Raw genomic sequence first — 15,853 nt, 5'->3', positions numbered from 1 at the left:
GTGGACGTGCCGGTGAGCCGCCGCGTCCACCACCCGCCTCCTACTTGAGCAGCGAGCGGGCCATGACGATGCGCTGGACCTGGTTGGTGCCCTCGTAGATCTGGGTGATCTTCGCGTCACGCATCATCCGCTCGAGCGGGAAGTCGCGCGTGTAGCCCGCGCCGCCCAGCAGCTGCACGGCGTCCGTCGTGATCTTCATGGCCGCGTCAGAGGCGTAGCACTTCGCGGCCGCGCCGAAGAAGGCCAGGTCCTTGTCGCCGCGCTCGGACTTGGCCGCCGCGACGTAGACCATCTGGCGTGCCGCCTCGAGCTCCATCGCCATGTCGGCGAGCATGAACTGGATGCCCTGGAAGTCCGCGATGCGCGTGCCGAACTGCTTGCGGTCCTTGACGTACGCGATGGCCTGGTCGAGCGCGCCCTGGGCGATCCCGACGGCCTGGGCGCCGATGGTGACACGGGTGTGGTCGAGGGTGCGCAGCGCGAGCTTGAGCCCGTCGCCGACCTGCCCCACGACGCGGTCACCGGGGATGCGGACGTTGTCGAAGTGCAGCTCGCGGGTGGGGCTTCCCTTGATCCCGAGCTTGCGCTCCTTCTCACCGAAGGTGAACCCCTCGTCAGACCTCTCGACGACGAATGCCGTGACGTTGCCGCCGCGGGGACCGTCGGGATCGGTGACCGCGAGGACCGTGTAGTACTCGGACACACCGGCGTTCGTGATCCACGACTTCTGCCCGGACAGGACCCAGTCGTCACCGTCCTGGCGCGCGCGGCACTTCATCGACGCGGTGTCGGAGCCGGCCTCGCGCTCGGACAGGCCGTAGGAGAAGGTCGTCTCCCCCTTGGCCAGCGGCGGGAGGTAGCGCTGCTTGAGAGCATCGCTGCCGTCGAGGATGAGCGGCAGCGAGCCCAGCTTGTTGACGGCCGGGATGAGGGAGGCGGAGGCGTCGACGCGCGCCACCTCCTCGATGACGATGCACGTCGCGAGGGCGTCGGCCCCGACCCCGTCGTACTCCTCGGGGACGTGGGGCGCGAAGAAGTCGGAGGCGACGAGGGCGTCGTGCGCCTCCTGGGGGTAGCGCGCCTCTTCGTCGACGGCGGCGGCATACGGCGCGATCTTGTCCTCGGCGACCGCGCGTACGGCGCCTCTCAGGGCCTCGTGGTCCTCGCTGGTCCGGAACAGGTCGAAGTCGGAATTCGTGCTCACGAGCGCGATCCTACTCGCGAGTTCGGAATAGTAGGACGTCCTAGTGATCGACGCCACGGGGCACTCGGCGCCGAGCCTTCCGCGTCCACGATGAGGACAGGCGCTCCCACCAGCCGGACAGCCATACGTAGACTCGCCGACAGGTCATGAGTGCCAGCGCTTGGCCCCGGCTCGCTGGCCGGCAACCCTCCCACCGCGGCGGGGTGCCCCGGGTGAGGACCTGGCCCGTCGTCGCCACCCGGCGCGCGGGCAAGCGCGGAGACTCCTTTTCCGCACCGACTCGTCGGTGCACCGGGCCACGTCGACGAGGTTGTCGGGGCCCGGTCATCGACACGACCCAGGAAGAGCAGGACGTCGATGACCCAGCCCCACTGGTCCTTCGAGACCAAGCAGATCCACGCCGGACAGAGCGCAGACAGTGCGACGGGCGCTCGTGCGCTGCCGATCTACCAGACGACGAGCTACGTCTTCAACGACACCGACCATGCCGCAAACCTGTTCGGGCTCAAGGAGTTCGGCAACATCTACACCCGCCTCATGAACCCGACGACCGACGTCGTCGAACAGCGCATCGCGGCGCTCGAGGGCGGCGTCGGTGCGCTCCTCGTCGCGTCAGGACAGGCCGCCGAGACGCTGGCGGTCCTCAACATCGCCGAGGCTGGCGACCATGTCGTCGTCTCGCCGAGCCTCTACGGCGGCACCTTCAACCTCTTCAAGCACACGCTGCCGAAGTTCGGCATCGAGGTCGGATTCGTCGAGGACCCGACGTCGATCGACTCGTGGCGGGTCGCGATCAGGCCGAACACCAAGCTGCTGTTCGGCGAGACGATCGCCAACCCCAAGTCGGAGATCCTCGACATCGAGGCCGTCGCTGCGCTTGCCCACGAGCACGGCGTGCCGCTCGTCGTGGACAACACGGTCGCGACTCCTTTCCTCATCCGACCGATCGAGTGGGGTGCCGACGTCGTCGTGCACTCGGCGACGAAGTACCTCGGCGGGCACGGCACCTCGATCGCCGGCGTCATCGTGGACTCGGGCGCCTTCGACTACGGCAAGGACCCCGAGAAGTTCCCGAACTACAACACGCCCGAGGAGAGCTACCACGGGCTCGTCTTCGCACGTGACCTCGGCGTCGGCAGCCCGCTGGGCGCGAACCTCGCCTTCATCCTCAAGGCACGCGTCCAGCTGCTGCGCGACCTGGGGCCGGCGGCCTCGCCGTTCAACGCGTTCCTCATCGCGCAGGGCCTCGAGACGCTGTCGTTGCGCATCGAGCGCCACATCGAGAACGCCCACCGGGTCGCGGCCTACCTCCAGGGGCACGAGCAGGTCGAGCACGTCGTCTGGGCGTCCCTGCCCGACAGCCCGTTCCACGACCTTGCGGAGAAGTACACCCCGCGCGGGGCAGGTGCGGTGCTCTCCTTCGAGATCGTGGGCGGCCTCGAGGCCGGCAAGAGGTTCGTCGAGGCACTGAGCCTGCACAGCCACGTCGCCAACATCGGCGACGTGCGATCGCTCGTCATCCACCCCGCGTCGACGACGCACTCGCAGGGCCCCGACGAGGACCGTCTCGCCGCCGGCGTCACGCCCGGTCTCGTGCGCCTGTCGGTCGGCATCGAGCACATCGACGACATCATCGCCGACCTCGAGCAGGGCTTCACCGCCGCGAAGGCCTGACCCGCCCCCACCGTCGAGAGGCCACCTTCTGCGGGGTCGCCGCGGTCGAGAGGCCACGTCACGCGACGCGGATCCGCCTCTCGACCAGGCGGGGCCTACGAGAGGTGGCCTCTCGACGGGTGGGGCCCACGAGAACTGGCCTCTCGACGGGTGGGGTGGGCTGGCACGATGTGAGGCATGCCGATCCGCTACCCCGCTCCCCTGCGTCCCGGCGACCGCATCGGGGTCACCTCACCGAGCTCGGGCGTCTCCGACGCCCTCTGGCCGCGGTTCGAGTATGCCGTGGAGTGCCTGCGCGACAGGGGTTTCCAGGTCGTCGTGGGCGCGTTGAACCACGCCCCGGACCACACGAGCGGGCCACGCGAGCAGCGCGCGGCCGAGCTCATGGCGATGCTCCTCGACCCGGCCATCCGCGCGGTGGTGCCGCCGTGGGGCGGGGAGACGGGCATCGACCTGCTCGACCTGCTCGACCTCGACGCCGTGGCGGCGGCCGAGCCGACGTGGTGCGTCGGGTTCTCCGACACGTCGACCTGGCTGACACCGCTGACCCTGACCACCGGTATCGCGACGATCCACGGGCAGAACCTCATGGACACGCCGTACGCCCTGCCGGACGGCATGCGCCACTGGGTCGAGGTCGCGGCCGCCTCCGCGGGTGACGAGCTGGTCCAGCGCTCCCCCGGTCGCTACCGCGCCGGCGGCTGGGACGACTACGCCGGCAACCCGACGATCACCGAGCTGACGCTCGACGGCCGCGGGACGTGGACGCGCATCGACCCCGGCCAGGAGGACCATCCGGTCACCTTCTCCGGACGCCTCGTCGGCGGTTGCGTCGAGACGCTGAGCTTCCTCGCCGGCGGGCGGTTCGCCGACATCCGGGCGTTCGCCGAGCGGCACGCCCCCGAGGGGCTCGTCGTGCTGCTCGACATCGCCGAGTGGGGGTCCTACGACATCTGTCGCGCGCTCCACGCGATGCGCCTGCAAGGCTGGTTCGACGCCGCCTCCGGCATCGTCGTGTCACGCACGAAGGCGCCGGAGCCCAACGGCTTCACCCAGAACGACGCCGTGCGCGACGCGCTCGGCGGCCTCGGGGTGCCGATTGTCGCCGACGTCGAGTGCGGGCACGTGGCGCCGTTCCTCGCGCTCGTGCAGGGCGCGTCGACGCGGCTCGTGCACGACGGCGACACGCACACGGTCACCCAACGCCTGCTCTGACGTTCAGGAGCCGTCGGCCTCGGCGGGCCCTCCCCCGAAGCCGATCTCGTTGCCGTCGGCGTCCCGGAAGGTCACCTTGCGCACGCCGTTCTCGTACGTCTCCCGTGACGCGGGATCGATGCCTCGGACCGCGATGCCGTCGAGGCGCTCGTCGAGGTCCTCGACGAACACCGTCACCATCGCGTGCCCCGCCTTCTCCGGGAGGTCCTCGACGTAGAGGTAGCGGTGCTCGGCGAGCTCCCACACCGCCTCCGTGTCGTTCGGGAAGAAGACCGGCGGGCTGCCCAGCAGCCTCTCGTACCAAGCGAGCGCGTGCTGGTAGTCGCTGACGGGGATTCCCGCGAAGAGGTCGACGGTCATCGCACCACGGTAGGGGCTGGAGGCACCGTCGACGCGCCCAGCCGCCGGTCCGGGCACCGCTCAGCCGACGACCTCGTCGACGAAGCACCAGCGCCAGGCTTCCCCCGGCTCGATCGAGCGCATGACCGGGTGTGCACTGCCGCGGAAGTGCGCGCTCGCGTGCTTGTGCTCCGACGAGTCGCAGCAGCCGACGTGCCCGCAGGCGAGGCAGAGGCGCAGGTGCACCCACGTCGTGCCGTCACGCAGGCACTCCTCGCACCCTTCGGGCGTCAGCGGCTCGACACACACGTCAGAGTCCTGGAGGTGCTCACAGGGAGCCTCGATCGTGTCCACGGGCAACATCTCACTCTCCGCCAGGCGGCTGTCCTGGTCGTCGATCCTGTCGAGCATGGTCTCCTCGAGGTCGAGCGCGCTGAGCACGACACGGAGCACGACGTCGTCGGCCCGGCCCTCGTCGCGCAGCCGAAGGACCTCCTCGCGCTCAGCCTGGAGCATCTGCATCCGGGCGCGGCGGTAGCGCGCACTGGGCGTCTCGTCGGTGTCGGCGCCACGGGGACCGAGACGCTCCCACATCTGGTTGAGGCGGTCTGCGGAGCGCTCGCGCAGGATGGCGCGGGTCTCGGCGTCGACGTCCATCCCGTCCAGCCGGTCGAGCCCCGAGCGGGTCGCGGCCTGGAACACGGTCGCCGCCTGCAGGGCGTCCTCGCGCGGGTCGGGGCCCCGGACACGGAGCCGACGTGCGATGGCAGGCAGCGTCATGCCCTGGATGAGCAACGTGCCGACGGTGACGACGACGGCGATGAGGACGAGCACGGCACGGTGCGGCGTCTCGGTCGGGAGGAGCAGGGCCGCCGCGAGGGTCACGACGCCACGCATGCCGGCCCACGACAGGACGACGGTGTGCGACCACGGCGAGTGAGCCTCGCTGCCCAGCACCCGGGTTCGCAGGAGCCGGAACGGCGCGACCCACAGGGGCCGCAGGACGAGCACTGCCACGAGCGTGCCGACGGCGGCGAAGGTGATCTGCCCGGCGGACAGCTCGGAGCTGCGCACGCCGTCGAGGACGTAGAAGACCTGCAGGCCGATGAGGAGGAAGACGGCGTTCTCGAGGAGGAACTGGATCGAGCCCCAGTTGATCCGCTCGCTGATGCGTGACGCACCCGACTGGGTGCGGGGCGACTTGTGCCCGAGGATGAGCCCCGCCGTCACGACTGCGATGACGCCGGACGCGTGCACCTCCTCGGCGGGCACGTAGGCCGCGAACGGGACCATGAACGAGAGCACGGTGTCGAAGGCGGGCTCCGTCGAGAACCGCCGGCGCAGCACGACGACGACGAGCGACACGGCGAAGCCGATGGCCACACCACCGACCGAGGCCCACAGGAAGTCGACGACGACCCCGCCGAACGTGACCTCGTGGGCGGCCACCCCCGACGCCAGCCCGACCGCGGCGAGGGCCGTGCGCAGCGAGACGAGGGCTGTCGCGTCGTTGACGAGCGACTCCCCTTCGAGGATCGTCACGAGCCTGCGAGGCAGCCCGATGCGACGCCCGACCGCGGTCGCCGCCACGGCGTCGGGAGGCGCGACGACGGCACCGATCGCGAAGGCGACGCCGAAACTGATGCCGAGCGCCCAGACGAGGAAGAGCGCGACACCGAGCGCCGTGAAGAGCACGAGCCCCACGGAGAGGCTGAGGATGACCGCCCTGTTGTTGCGGAAGTCGACGAGCGAGGTCTGGATCGCGGCGGCATACAGCAGGGGTGGCAGGATCCCGAGCAGGACGACGTCGGGGCTCAGGGCCACCTCGGGGACGAACGGCAGGTAGGACCCGAGGATCCCGACGAGGATGAGCACGAGGGGCGCGGGCAGCCCGAACCGGTCGGCGAGCCACGCCCCGCCGAGCACGGTGGCCGCGATGGCGAGCAGCCCGATGGCGATCTCCACGCCGACATCCTGCCAACAAACCCGCCCTGCGAGGGCCGCGGGCCACCCAGCGGTCGCACCTCAGGCGAAGAAGGAACGCACCGCCGTGACGACGCGGTCCTGGTCGGCGTCCGTCAGCTCGGTCGCGCACGGCAGCGACAGGCCCCGTGCGAAGAGCCCCTCGCCGACCGCGCCGCCGAGCACCGGCGCCCCCATGAAGGGCGGCTGCGCGTGCAGCGGGCGCCACAGCGCCCGCGCCCCGACGCCGTGGCGATGCAGGTGGTCGAGGAAGTCGTCGCGTCCGCGGCCGTCGGCCTCAGGCACGAGCACCGAGTAGAGCCAGTACGTCGCGTCGAGCCCCTCGACCCTCGGGGGGAGCACGAGCGGCAGGTCGCCGAGGGCATCGTCGTAACGGGCCGCGATGCGGTGCTTGGCGGCCACGAACTCGTCGAGCCGCTCGAGCTGCGCGAGCCCCAGGCCTGCCGCGATGTTGGTGAGCCGGTAGTTGTAGCCCACCTCGTCGTGGAGGTAGCCCACGTCCGGCACCTTGGCCTGCGTCGTCAGGTGGCGGGCCCGTGCGGCGAGGTCGTCGTCGTCGGTGACGATCATGCCGCCGCCGCCGGTCGTCGCGATCTTGTTGCCGTTGAAGGAGAAACAGCCGATGCGGCCGACCGTGCCGGTGTGGCGGCCGGCGTAGCGTCCGCCCGTCCACGTCGCACCCAGCGACTCCGCCGCGTCCTCGAGCACGGGTATGCCGTGCCGGTCGCAGGCGTCCATGAGGGGCTCCATGTCGGCGGGCTGTCCGAGCACGTGGACGATCTCGACGACGGCGGGCTGGCGCTCCCCGGCGGCGGCCCGGCGGTCGAGCTCGGCGGCGAGGAGGGCGGGGTCGAGGTTCCACGTCGTGGTCTCGGAGTCGACGAGGACGGGCCGGGCGCCGCAGTAGGCGATCGGGTTGACCGAGCCGACGAAGGTGAAGTCCGAGCAGACGACGTCGTCGTCGCGCCCGACCCCGAGCAGGACCAGACCGACGTGGATCGCGGCCGTGCCGGTGGCGCAGGCGATGGCGTGCTTCGACCCGACGCGGTCGGCGAACCGCCGCTCGAACTCCGAGACGAACGGACCGACGGACGAGACGAACCCCGACTCGACCGCCTCGAGGACGTAGCGTCGCTCGAGCTCGCCGATGTTGGGGACGGCGAGCGGGATCGTGCCCTCGGGTCCGCGCGCCCCGGGAGCGTGCGCCTCACCCGCCGGTGCTCCGGTGGGGCTGCTCACCGGTGGTACCGCCCGGCGGTCTCGGGGTCGACCCGCGGCCGCAGCCACTCGGCCGTGGCCGCGAGGCCCTCCTCGAGGGACACGGTCGGGGCCCAGCCGAGCACCTCGTTGGCGCGCGACGGGTCGGAGAGCAGGATCTGCACCTCGGAGCCCTCGGGGCGGATGCGGTCGCTCTCGGTGACGATCTCGGCGTCGCTGTGGGTGACCTTGCGGCACAGCTCGACGACCTCGCGGACCGAGACGGTGCGCCCGGTGCCGAGCTGGATCGTCGTGCCGGGTGCCACGTCGGCGAGGGCGGCCCGGACGAAGCCGTCGGCGGTGTCGGTCACGAAGGTGAAGTCGCGCTTCGGCGTCACGTCACCGAGCTTGAGCTGGCTCGTGCCCGCAAGCAGCTGCGTGAGGACGGTCGGGATCACCGCCCGCGTCGACTGGCGCGGACCGAACGTGTTGAACGGACGCAGGGTCGTCACCGGCGTCGCGAACGACAAGGCGTACGACTCGCACATCTTGTCGGCGGAGATCTTCGTCGCGGAGTAGGGCGACTGGCCGCGCAGCGGGTGGGACTCGGTGATCGGCACCTCCTCCGGCGTGCCGTAGACCTCGGACGTCGAGGTGTTGACCATGCGCGGCGTGCCGTGCCGGCGCACGGCCTCGAGCACGTTGAGCGTGCCGATGACGTTGGTCTCGACGTAGGAGCGCGGCGCCACGTAGGAGAAGGGGATCGCGATCAGGGCCGCGAGGTGCAGCACGACGTCGACGCCCTCGGTCGAGGCCATGACGTGCTCGGGGTCGCGGATGTCGCCGAGGACGACCTCGGCCTGCCCGTCGCGGACCGCGGCGCGGAAGGCGTCGGACTCGTCGAGCCAGCCGGTCGAGCCGTTGGAGTTGTAGAGGCAGAACGCCTTGACGTGGGCGCCGTCGGCGAGAAGCCGTTCGACGACATGCGACCCGATGAACCCGTCGGACCCGGTGACGAGCACGGTCCTGCCCTTCACCGACCCGTCGACGGGCCGCGCAGTCAGCTCGATCTCGGGGACGTCGCCAGTGGTGCTCGTGCCGGAAGGTGTTGTCACAGTTGCCTTTTCGTCGTTCAGGTGGGCTCGTATGCCGTCGGTCTCGCTGCCGGTCTCACCGCCGGTCTGGGGAATGGGGTCGCTCACGCCTCGCCCTTCGCGCGCGCCAGGTCGGTCGGGGTGCCGACGTCGATCCACTCGGAGTGGATCGGCCACGCCGTCACGGGCTCGCCGCGCTCGAGGCACGTCTCGACGAGCTCGGGCATGGTGCTCGCCACTCCGGTGGGCAGCCACGCGAGCGCCCGCGGCTCGACGGCATACACGGCGGCGTTGATGTCGAAGCTCAGCGTCGGCTTCTCGGTGACGCCCGTGACGCGCCCGTCCTCGGTCTCGAGGACGCCGAACGGCACCTCGTGCTGGTACGTGCGCGTCGCCACGGTGACGGCCGCGCCCGTGCGGCGGTGAGCGTCGAGCAGGTCGCCGGCGTCGAACTCGACCATGAGGTCGCCGTTCATGACGAGGACGGGGTGCTCGAGGTCGGGTCGCTGCGCGCGCAGCAGGGTGAGCGAGCCGGCGGTGCCGAGCGGCAGGTCGGGATCCTCGCGGAGGTAGCGCACGACGCAGCCGAGACGCGACCCGTCGCCGAGGTGCTCCTCGATCTGGTCGGCGAGGTAGTTGACGCTGACGTAGATCTCGCGCACGCCGTCGCCGACGAGACCCAGGACGATCCACTCGAGGATCGAGCGGCCCGCGACGGTCATGAGCGGCTTCGGGGTGTCCTTCGTCAGGTCACCGAGGCGCGTGCCCCGACCGCCGGCCATGACGACTGCGACGTTGGGCAAGCGGGCCGACCCGACCACGTCTGAGAGCGTGTGCAGCCCGACGAGCGTGCCGTCGTCGGCGAGCTCGGGCACGGCCGAGATGCGCAGCGCCTGCATGAGGTCGAGGACGAGTGCGCGCGGAGAACCGGCGGCGACGAAGTGCGGCGAACGCGTCGCGTGGTCGAGCGCCAGGTCGTCGAGGCTCGTGCCCTTGAGAAAGGCTCGGCGCAGGTCGCCGTCCGTGAGCAGCCCGGCCAGGCGGAAGCCACGGTCGACGAGCAGGCACACGAGGTTGCCGCTGCGGTCGACGACCTCGAGGGCGTCGCGGATCGTCGCCGTCGTCGGCGCGCACGCCGCGTGCAGGTCTCGCGCCGTCACTCCTCCTCCTCTCTCACGACTCCCCGGGGCGTCCGAGCGGGCGCCTGGTCACCGAGCTGGTCGACGAACTGCTTGACCCGTGGCGCCGCCACTGATGCTCGAACGATATCGAGGATGCGACCGCTCGCCGCACCCGTGCCGTAGGGGTTGGTCACGCGAGCCGTGTGTTCGCGCCAGCGCGGGCTCAGCGCGGTGCGCAGCGCGGCCTCGACGGGGGCCCGGCCCTCGTCGGCGTGCACGACGTTCTCGCCGCGCAGCCGGCCGCGCTGCCGCTCACCGATGTCGACGGCCGGGACGTGGAGCGTCGCGGCCTCGATGACCCCCGAGCTCGAGTTGCCGACGACGACGTCGCTGGCGGCGAGCACCGCCGGGTAGTCGGGCCCCAGCGCGGCGACGACGCGCAGCCGGGGCTCGGTGGCCGCGAGCCCACTCAGCACGTCGAGGATCTCGTCGCGTCCCTCGTCCATGCCGGGATGCGTCGCGACGACGGTCCCGCAGACCGCGAGGGCCGCCTCGGCCGCCTCGCGGGCCCACGTGCCGACGGGCGCGCCGGCCTGGGCCGTGGGCGGGTGGTACGTGAAGAGCGCCACGGGATGCTCGACGACCTCCACCCCGAGCAGCGAGGCGAGGTCGGCGTCGCCGATGGGCCGCGCAGTGGCGAGCCGGTCGAGGCCGGGCGCGCCCGTCACGTGGACCCGGTCGGCCGGCTCGCCGAGCTGGCGCAGCCGGGCTGCGGCGTCCTCGGAGGCGACGCAGTGCTGGTCGGAGAGCTTCGTGACCGCGTGCCGCACGCGCTCGTCGAGCGCTCCCTCGGTGACCTCTCCCCCGTGCAGGTGCACCACCGGCACGCCGAGGAGCACCGCGGGCGGCACGACGTAGAGCAGCTCCCACCGGTCGCCGAGCACGACGAGGACGTCGACGTCGTGCAGCCGCAGCGCCTCCCCCGCACCGCGGGTCAGGGTGGCGCCCTGCAGGAGCTGGGCGGCGACCGTGACCTCCTCCATCGGGGCGGCGAGGGACACGACGACCGACCGCCAGGCGTCGGCCGGGACGCTGGTGGGCAGCGCCGAGACGAGGTCGTCGGCGGCATACGACACCCCGGTGAGGACGCGCAGGGTCACGTCGTCGGCGGCCCACAGCCCCTCGAGAACGGGCGTCAGCGGCCCGAGGTCGGCGCGCGTGCCGACGAAGACGGCGACAGTGAGGGGCGTCATGGGTCGGTCAGCGAGCCAGGTCGTCGTCGGTGACGGGGGCCCCGGCGGCGACGTCCCGCGCGAGGATGCGGCCTCGGATGTCGACAGCCGGGCTGACGCCGCCCTCGGGCCGCAGCAGCTGCAGGTCGTCGCCACCGAGCTGGGCGCCCGCGGTCAGGGCGCGCGCCGCGTGCCACGACCGGCGCACGAGCACGGCGTTCTCCTCCTCCGACGGCATCCGTACCTTGACGCCGTCACCGAGCGCGACGGCCAGCTGCTTCGTCGCCGTGACGTACTCGGTCAGCGCCGCGGGCTCGAGACTCGCCTGGTGGTCGGGTCCGGGCAGCGTGCGGTCGCTCGTGAAGTGCTTCTCGAGGATGGGTGCGCCGAGCGCGACCGCGCCGAGCGCCGTCGTGAGCCCTGGTGTGTGGTCCGACCAGCCCACGGGTATGCCGTGCAGCTCGGTGAGACGCGGGATGACCCGGAGGTTGCACTCCTCGACGGGAGCCGGGTAGGCCGAGACGCAGTGGAACAGCGCGAGGCCGGGCGCCTCGGCACACGCCTCGACGGCGGCCTCGACCTCCTCCTCGGTGCCCATCCCGGTGGAGACGAGCAGCACGACGCCGAGCCGCGACATCTCGCGCAGGTAGGGCAGGTTGGTCAGCTCGCCGGAGCTGACCTTGAGAGCCGGGAGGCCGAGTCCGACGAGCATCTCGGCGCTGTCGAGGTCGAACGGTGTCGACAGGAACGTCGTGCCGAGCTCGGTGGCGTGGTCGCGCAGCTCCACCCACGCGTCCTTGGGCAGGGTCAGCGCCTCGAGCAGGCTGCGCTGGTCGGAGCTGCCGCCCCGGTCGCGCTGGTAGGGCGTCGTCGCGGCCGCGGACGAGACGAGCTTCTCGGGCGAGAAGGTCTGGAACTTCACGGCATCCGCCCCCGAGGCGGCAGCGATGTCGACGAGCCGGTGGGCGAGGTCGAGGTCGCCGTTGTGGTTCACCCCGGCCTCGGCGATGACGTAGACGTCGCCCGGGGTCGGCACCGCGGCGGCGCCGATCGAGACGGGGTGGACGGCGTTCAGGGGGTCGATCACAGGGTGCCTCCAGGTCGTCGTGTGCCTCGGGTGACGGCGGGGACGCCGACGACGGTCTGCCCGTCGGCCACGTGTCCGGTGACGACGGCGCCGGCACCGATGGTGGCGCCCGAGCCGACGGTGACGCGGGGCAGGATGCGCGCGCCGCTGCCGACGAGTGCGCCGCCCCCGACGGCTGCGCCGCCGAGCAGCACGGCTCCGGGGGCGACGTGGGAGCCGGCACCGACCCGGCAGTCGTGCTCGACGACCGCACCGGTGTTGACGATGACCGCCTCGCCGAGCCGGGTCGACGGACCGACGTGCGCGTGCTCGAGCACGACCGTGCCCGCGCCGAGGACGCTCCGCGCCGAGACCGTCGCGGTCGCCGCGACGACGGGCGGCACCGAGAGGCCGCGCGCGACGAGCTCGTGCACGAGACCGGTGCGGGCGGGGTTGGCTCCGATCGCGACGACCGCGCGCAGGCCGCGCGCCGAGATGAGCTCGAACGCCTCGCGGTCGTCGGCGAGGACGTCGACGTGCCACGGCTCGCCGTGGTCGCCGGTCGGGTCCGCACCGCTGACCGCCACGACCGCGTGGCCGGCTCGTTCGAGGACGTCGACCACCGAGCGCGCATGGCCCCCGGCACCGAGGACGACCCAGCCGGGGTCACCGGCGCCCACGTCAGGCCGTCCCGGACGCGGTGGGCGCCGTGGGCGCGGCCGGGACGCCTGGGCTGAGCGACGCGGCGGCCTCGCCGAGCGCGCCGCCCACCTTGCGGATGTTGTCGGGCTCGAGCACGGCCGGGACCCGCGGCGGGTCGAGCACGAGGCCCTCCCACGAGTTGCGGACGTAGTCGTGGACGAACCACTCGTCGATCGAGGCCTGGTCGGCGCGCAGCGACTCCCACTGCCGGTCGGCGACGAACCGTGTCAGGTCGTCGGGCGAGTCGAGGCGCGCGACGTTGCCGAGGCCGCTCCACGGCATCTCCGCACCGGTCACGACGGGCAGGCCGAGCAGGCCCGCCTCGAGGCCGACGGTGCCCGTCGCCGTCACGGTGAACACGGCCTGCTTCATCAGCTCGCGCGAGTCCGCGAACGGGTCGATGGTCGCGATGTTCGGGTGGGCGTCGAACTGCGGCCAGTAGTCGGGGTCGCGCCGCCACATGAAGTGCGCGTGCTCCTTGACGGCGACGCCGATGTCGAGCGGAGCGAGTGCGTCGGCGAGGACGCGCGCCGTGTACGCCTGGTCGCGCCACTCCTGGCCCATGACGTCAGCACTCGACTCGGGCTGCACCTGCAGCGGCAGGAAGACGAAACGCTCGGGCACGGGATCCCAGCGGCGGTCCTGGTACTCGCGCAGGTTGAGCCGCGCCTTGACGGGGTTGAGCCACGGCAGGCGCGCGTAGTCGGACGGGCGCGGCAGCTGGAGGTTCGCGCCGCGGTCGACGGCGAACTCCTTGATGCGGTCGCTCGCGAGCCGCCAGATCTCCTGCCCCGTCTCGACCTTGAGGTTGCGGGCGAAGCCCATGGGGCGGCCGTGCTCGGCCCGCCACCCGTCGATGAACGCCTGGCCGGCCGCGATCGCCGAGGGGTCCTCCACCTGCCGCTCCCACAGGGTGATCCCCTTGGGGGCGCCGATGAGACCGAAGCGGTCGGACGGCAGCCGGATGCCGCGGGGCCACGTCGCGAGCCCCCCGTGGTGAGTCACGAGGCCCGCCGTGAGCAGCTCGGACGTGACCGTGAACTCGACGAGCGCGAGCACCGGGCCACGACCGGCGATGACCGACTCGAGCTCCTCGGCAGCGAGGTTGAGGAAGTTCATCGCCGTGTCGACGCGGTTGCGGCGCAGGGCACGCTCGGAGACGAGCAGGTCGAGCGGGTCGAGTCCCACCCCTGCACAGGCGCGCTTGAGAGCGGCGTGCGGCGCGAGGCCACTGACGACGTTGGCCTTGCGCGCGGCGGCATACGGCAGGCGCACGGTCGTGGCGAGCGGCGCGTGCTTGCGCACCCAGGCAAGGTTGGCGTCCGTCCGGACGACGAGGATGAGGTCCTTCGTGTCGAAGCCGGCGTGCACGAGGGCCGGCACGAGGAGGTCGTCGTAGCCCAACCCCATGTGGACGAGCGGTGTCACCACGAAAGCGTCTCTCCTGCGTGTCGGTGCGGGCCGGCGACCGGTCGGCCGGGCGAGCGCTTCATCCTATCGGCGCAGCGTCCGCACGATCCGCGGCGCACGTCCCAACGCCCCGGCCGCGACGAGGACCGCGAGCGCGGCGCGGGCCCACGCCCCCGCGCCCTCGAGCGGCAGCACCGAGCCGACAAGGGCCAGGCCGACGCCTACCACGGCGACGACGGCGGCTCGGGAGGGCCAGCGCAGCGGTGAGTGGCTGCGCGCGAACCACGTCGTCAGGCCCATGAGCACGACGTAGCCGAGGGCCTTGGCGATCGCGACCCCGACGATGCCACCGGCCCACCCGGCGCGCGGCGCCAGCACCAGGGCGGCGAGGACGACGACGGCGAGCGCCGCGAGGGCCGCCCAGGCGAGCCGTCCGGTGCGCTCCGCGTCGAGGACGGCGAGGGACGCGCCCTGGTAGAGCATGTACGACACGGCGACGGTGCAGATGATCCCGAGGGCAGCGACCATCGCGACGTGGTCGAAGCCCGAGCCCCGTTCTGCCATGACGGTCACGAGCCACGGACCGATCAGCGCCACCCCGGCGGCACCCGCGGCGACGACGGTCACCAGGGCGGTGCCGGTGCGCGCCGTCCACGCCCACCTCTGCCCGACCGGGTGCGACAGGACGAGCGGTCCCCACGCGTTGAAGAGTGCGACCGCGAGCACGAACGGCATGTTCCCGAGCTGGAGCGCCACCTGGTAGCTGCCGGCGCCGGCCTCGCCGACGAGCCAGCGGGTCAGGAGCACGTCACCCGAGAGCAGGCCGAGCATCGCGGCGGCCTGTGGCAGCAGCGGCGCGGCGAGGCGCACACCGGCCCGGACGCGCGCCCGCTCGGCCGTGGGCGGCAGCGGGCGGCCGAGCACGAGCGCGAGCACGGCCGCGAGCACGACGACGCCGGCGTATGCCGTGAGGTACGTCCCCGCCGTCGGCTCCCCCCGCGCGGCGAGCACCCCGGCGAGCTGGGCCCCGACGGTGGCGATGACAGCGAGGGCGAGGAAACCCCATGGCTGCAGGCGCGCCCGCATGAGGGTCTGGCCCGCGACGACGGTCGTCAGGGCGACGGCGGCCACGACGAGGGGCAGCCACTCGGACAGGTCGGCGTGGCCCGCAGCGGAGAGGACGAGCGCCAGGCCGACCCCGAGCACGCCGAGGGCGATCGCAAGCAGGACCATCGTGCCAGCGAGTGCCCGCGCCACCCGCGGCCCCTCCGTGCCGCGATGGTGCTCGCGCAGGACGACCTGAGGCAGCCCGGCGCCCGCGATGGTGCCGACCATCTGCACCACGACGAGTCCCGTTGCGACCCGCCCGAACTCCGCGGCGCCCAGGACGCGCGTCGCGAAGGGCAGGACGAGCAGCACTCCGAGCCCCTGCAGCGCCGTGCCGGCGAGGTAGACCACCGAGTGCGCGCCGAGCGACCCCGCTCCGGCACCGTCGTCGGCGACGCGATGGTGTGGAGGTTCCACGTCGCCGTCACGACGAGAAGGCTCGACAGCCTCGGTGTCGCCCTCCGGCGCGGGAGGATCATGGTGATCTGCCACGATGGTGAACCTACTAG

General features: G+C 72.2%; 13 protein-coding genes and 1 riboswitch. Of the genes, 2 read left to right on the top strand and 11 right to left on the bottom strand.

What is annotated here, in order from left to right:
• Window positions 1-40: 40 nt before the first annotated feature.
• A complete protein-coding gene (locus ACFQU3_RS05155) occupies window positions 41-1,204 on the bottom strand; it encodes an acyl-CoA dehydrogenase family protein (protein ID WP_385907435.1) in 1,164 nt (387 codons plus the stop codon).
• A 142-nt stretch (window positions 1,205-1,346) separates the two neighbouring features.
• Window positions 1,347-1,466: riboswitch (SAM riboswitch) on the top strand.
• A gap of 95 nt (window positions 1,467-1,561) precedes the next feature.
• Here ACFQU3_RS05155 and ACFQU3_RS05150 point away from each other — a divergent pair.
• Window positions 1,562-2,878 carry a bifunctional o-acetylhomoserine/o-acetylserine sulfhydrylase gene (locus tag ACFQU3_RS05150; protein WP_385907433.1) on the top strand — a complete coding sequence of 439 codons (1,317 nt, stop codon included), beginning with the start codon at window positions 1,562-1,564 and terminating at the stop codon, window positions 2,876-2,878.
• A 177-nt stretch (window positions 2,879-3,055) separates the two neighbouring features.
• Complete coding sequence (locus ACFQU3_RS05145; RefSeq protein WP_385907431.1) at window positions 3,056-4,093, top strand: LD-carboxypeptidase; 1,038 nt, start codon at window positions 3,056-3,058, stop codon at window positions 4,091-4,093.
• A 3-nt stretch (window positions 4,094-4,096) separates the two neighbouring features.
• On the opposite strand, the gene ACFQU3_RS05140 is transcribed toward ACFQU3_RS05145, so the two are convergent.
• The 10 genes from ACFQU3_RS05140 to ACFQU3_RS05095 form a co-directional block, all read right to left on the bottom strand.
• Complete coding sequence (locus tag ACFQU3_RS05140; protein WP_385907429.1) at window positions 4,097-4,453, bottom strand: VOC family protein; 357 nt, start codon at window positions 4,451-4,453, stop codon at window positions 4,097-4,099.
• Window positions 4,454-4,513: 60 nt separating this feature from the next.
• The gene (locus ACFQU3_RS05135) at window positions 4,514-6,397 is read right to left on the bottom strand and encodes a Na+/H+ antiporter (protein WP_385907427.1); all 1,884 of its coding nucleotides are present in this window, start codon (window positions 6,395-6,397) and stop codon (window positions 4,514-4,516) included.
• 60 nt (window positions 6,398-6,457) lie between these two features.
• A complete protein-coding gene (locus ACFQU3_RS05130) occupies window positions 6,458-7,654 on the bottom strand; it encodes a DegT/DnrJ/EryC1/StrS family aminotransferase (RefSeq protein WP_385907425.1) in 1,197 nt (398 codons plus the stop codon).
• On the bottom strand, window positions 7,651-8,814 hold the full coding sequence (locus tag ACFQU3_RS05125) for an SDR family NAD(P)-dependent oxidoreductase (protein WP_385907423.1): 1,164 nt from the start codon (window positions 8,812-8,814) through the stop codon (window positions 7,651-7,653). The genes ACFQU3_RS05130 and ACFQU3_RS05125 overlap by 4 nt, the downstream gene beginning before the upstream one ends.
• Window positions 8,811-9,866 (bottom strand): nucleotidyltransferase family protein, encoded by a 1,056-nt coding sequence (locus ACFQU3_RS05120; RefSeq protein WP_385907421.1) that lies wholly within the window; start codon window positions 9,864-9,866, stop codon window positions 8,811-8,813. The genes ACFQU3_RS05125 and ACFQU3_RS05120 overlap by 4 nt, the downstream gene beginning before the upstream one ends.
• Window positions 9,863-11,080 carry a UDP-N-acetylglucosamine 2-epimerase gene (neuC, locus tag ACFQU3_RS05115; protein ID WP_385907419.1) on the bottom strand — a complete coding sequence of 406 codons (1,218 nt, stop codon included), beginning with the start codon at window positions 11,078-11,080 and terminating at the stop codon, window positions 9,863-9,865. Before neuC ends, ACFQU3_RS05120 begins: the two co-directional genes overlap by 4 nt.
• Before the next feature lie 7 nt (window positions 11,081-11,087).
• Window positions 11,088-12,146 (bottom strand): N-acetylneuraminate synthase family protein, encoded by a 1,059-nt coding sequence (locus ACFQU3_RS05110; RefSeq protein WP_385907417.1) that lies wholly within the window; start codon window positions 12,144-12,146, stop codon window positions 11,088-11,090.
• Window positions 12,143-12,805: a NeuD/PglB/VioB family sugar acetyltransferase gene (locus ACFQU3_RS05105; RefSeq protein ID WP_385907415.1), complete on the bottom strand. Its 663-nt coding sequence runs from the start codon at window positions 12,803-12,805 to the stop codon at window positions 12,143-12,145. The genes ACFQU3_RS05110 and ACFQU3_RS05105 overlap by 4 nt, the downstream gene beginning before the upstream one ends.
• Before the next feature lies 1 nt (window position 12,806).
• Window positions 12,807-14,255: a hypothetical protein gene (locus ACFQU3_RS05100; RefSeq protein ID WP_385907414.1), complete on the bottom strand. Its 1,449-nt coding sequence runs from the start codon at window positions 14,253-14,255 to the stop codon at window positions 12,807-12,809.
• A 66-nt stretch (window positions 14,256-14,321) separates the two neighbouring features.
• Window positions 14,322-15,836 carry a lipopolysaccharide biosynthesis protein gene (locus tag ACFQU3_RS05095; protein ID WP_385907412.1) on the bottom strand — a complete coding sequence of 505 codons (1,515 nt, stop codon included), beginning with the start codon at window positions 15,834-15,836 and terminating at the stop codon, window positions 14,322-14,324.
• Window positions 15,837-15,853 lie beyond the last annotated feature (17 nt).

The organism is Terrabacter sp. GCM10028922, from assembly GCF_042666095.1.
In the GTDB taxonomy this organism is placed as follows: Bacteria; Actinomycetota; Actinomycetes; order Actinomycetales; family Dermatophilaceae; genus Terrabacter.
This window is presented reverse-complemented; position numbering and strand designations above follow the sequence as displayed.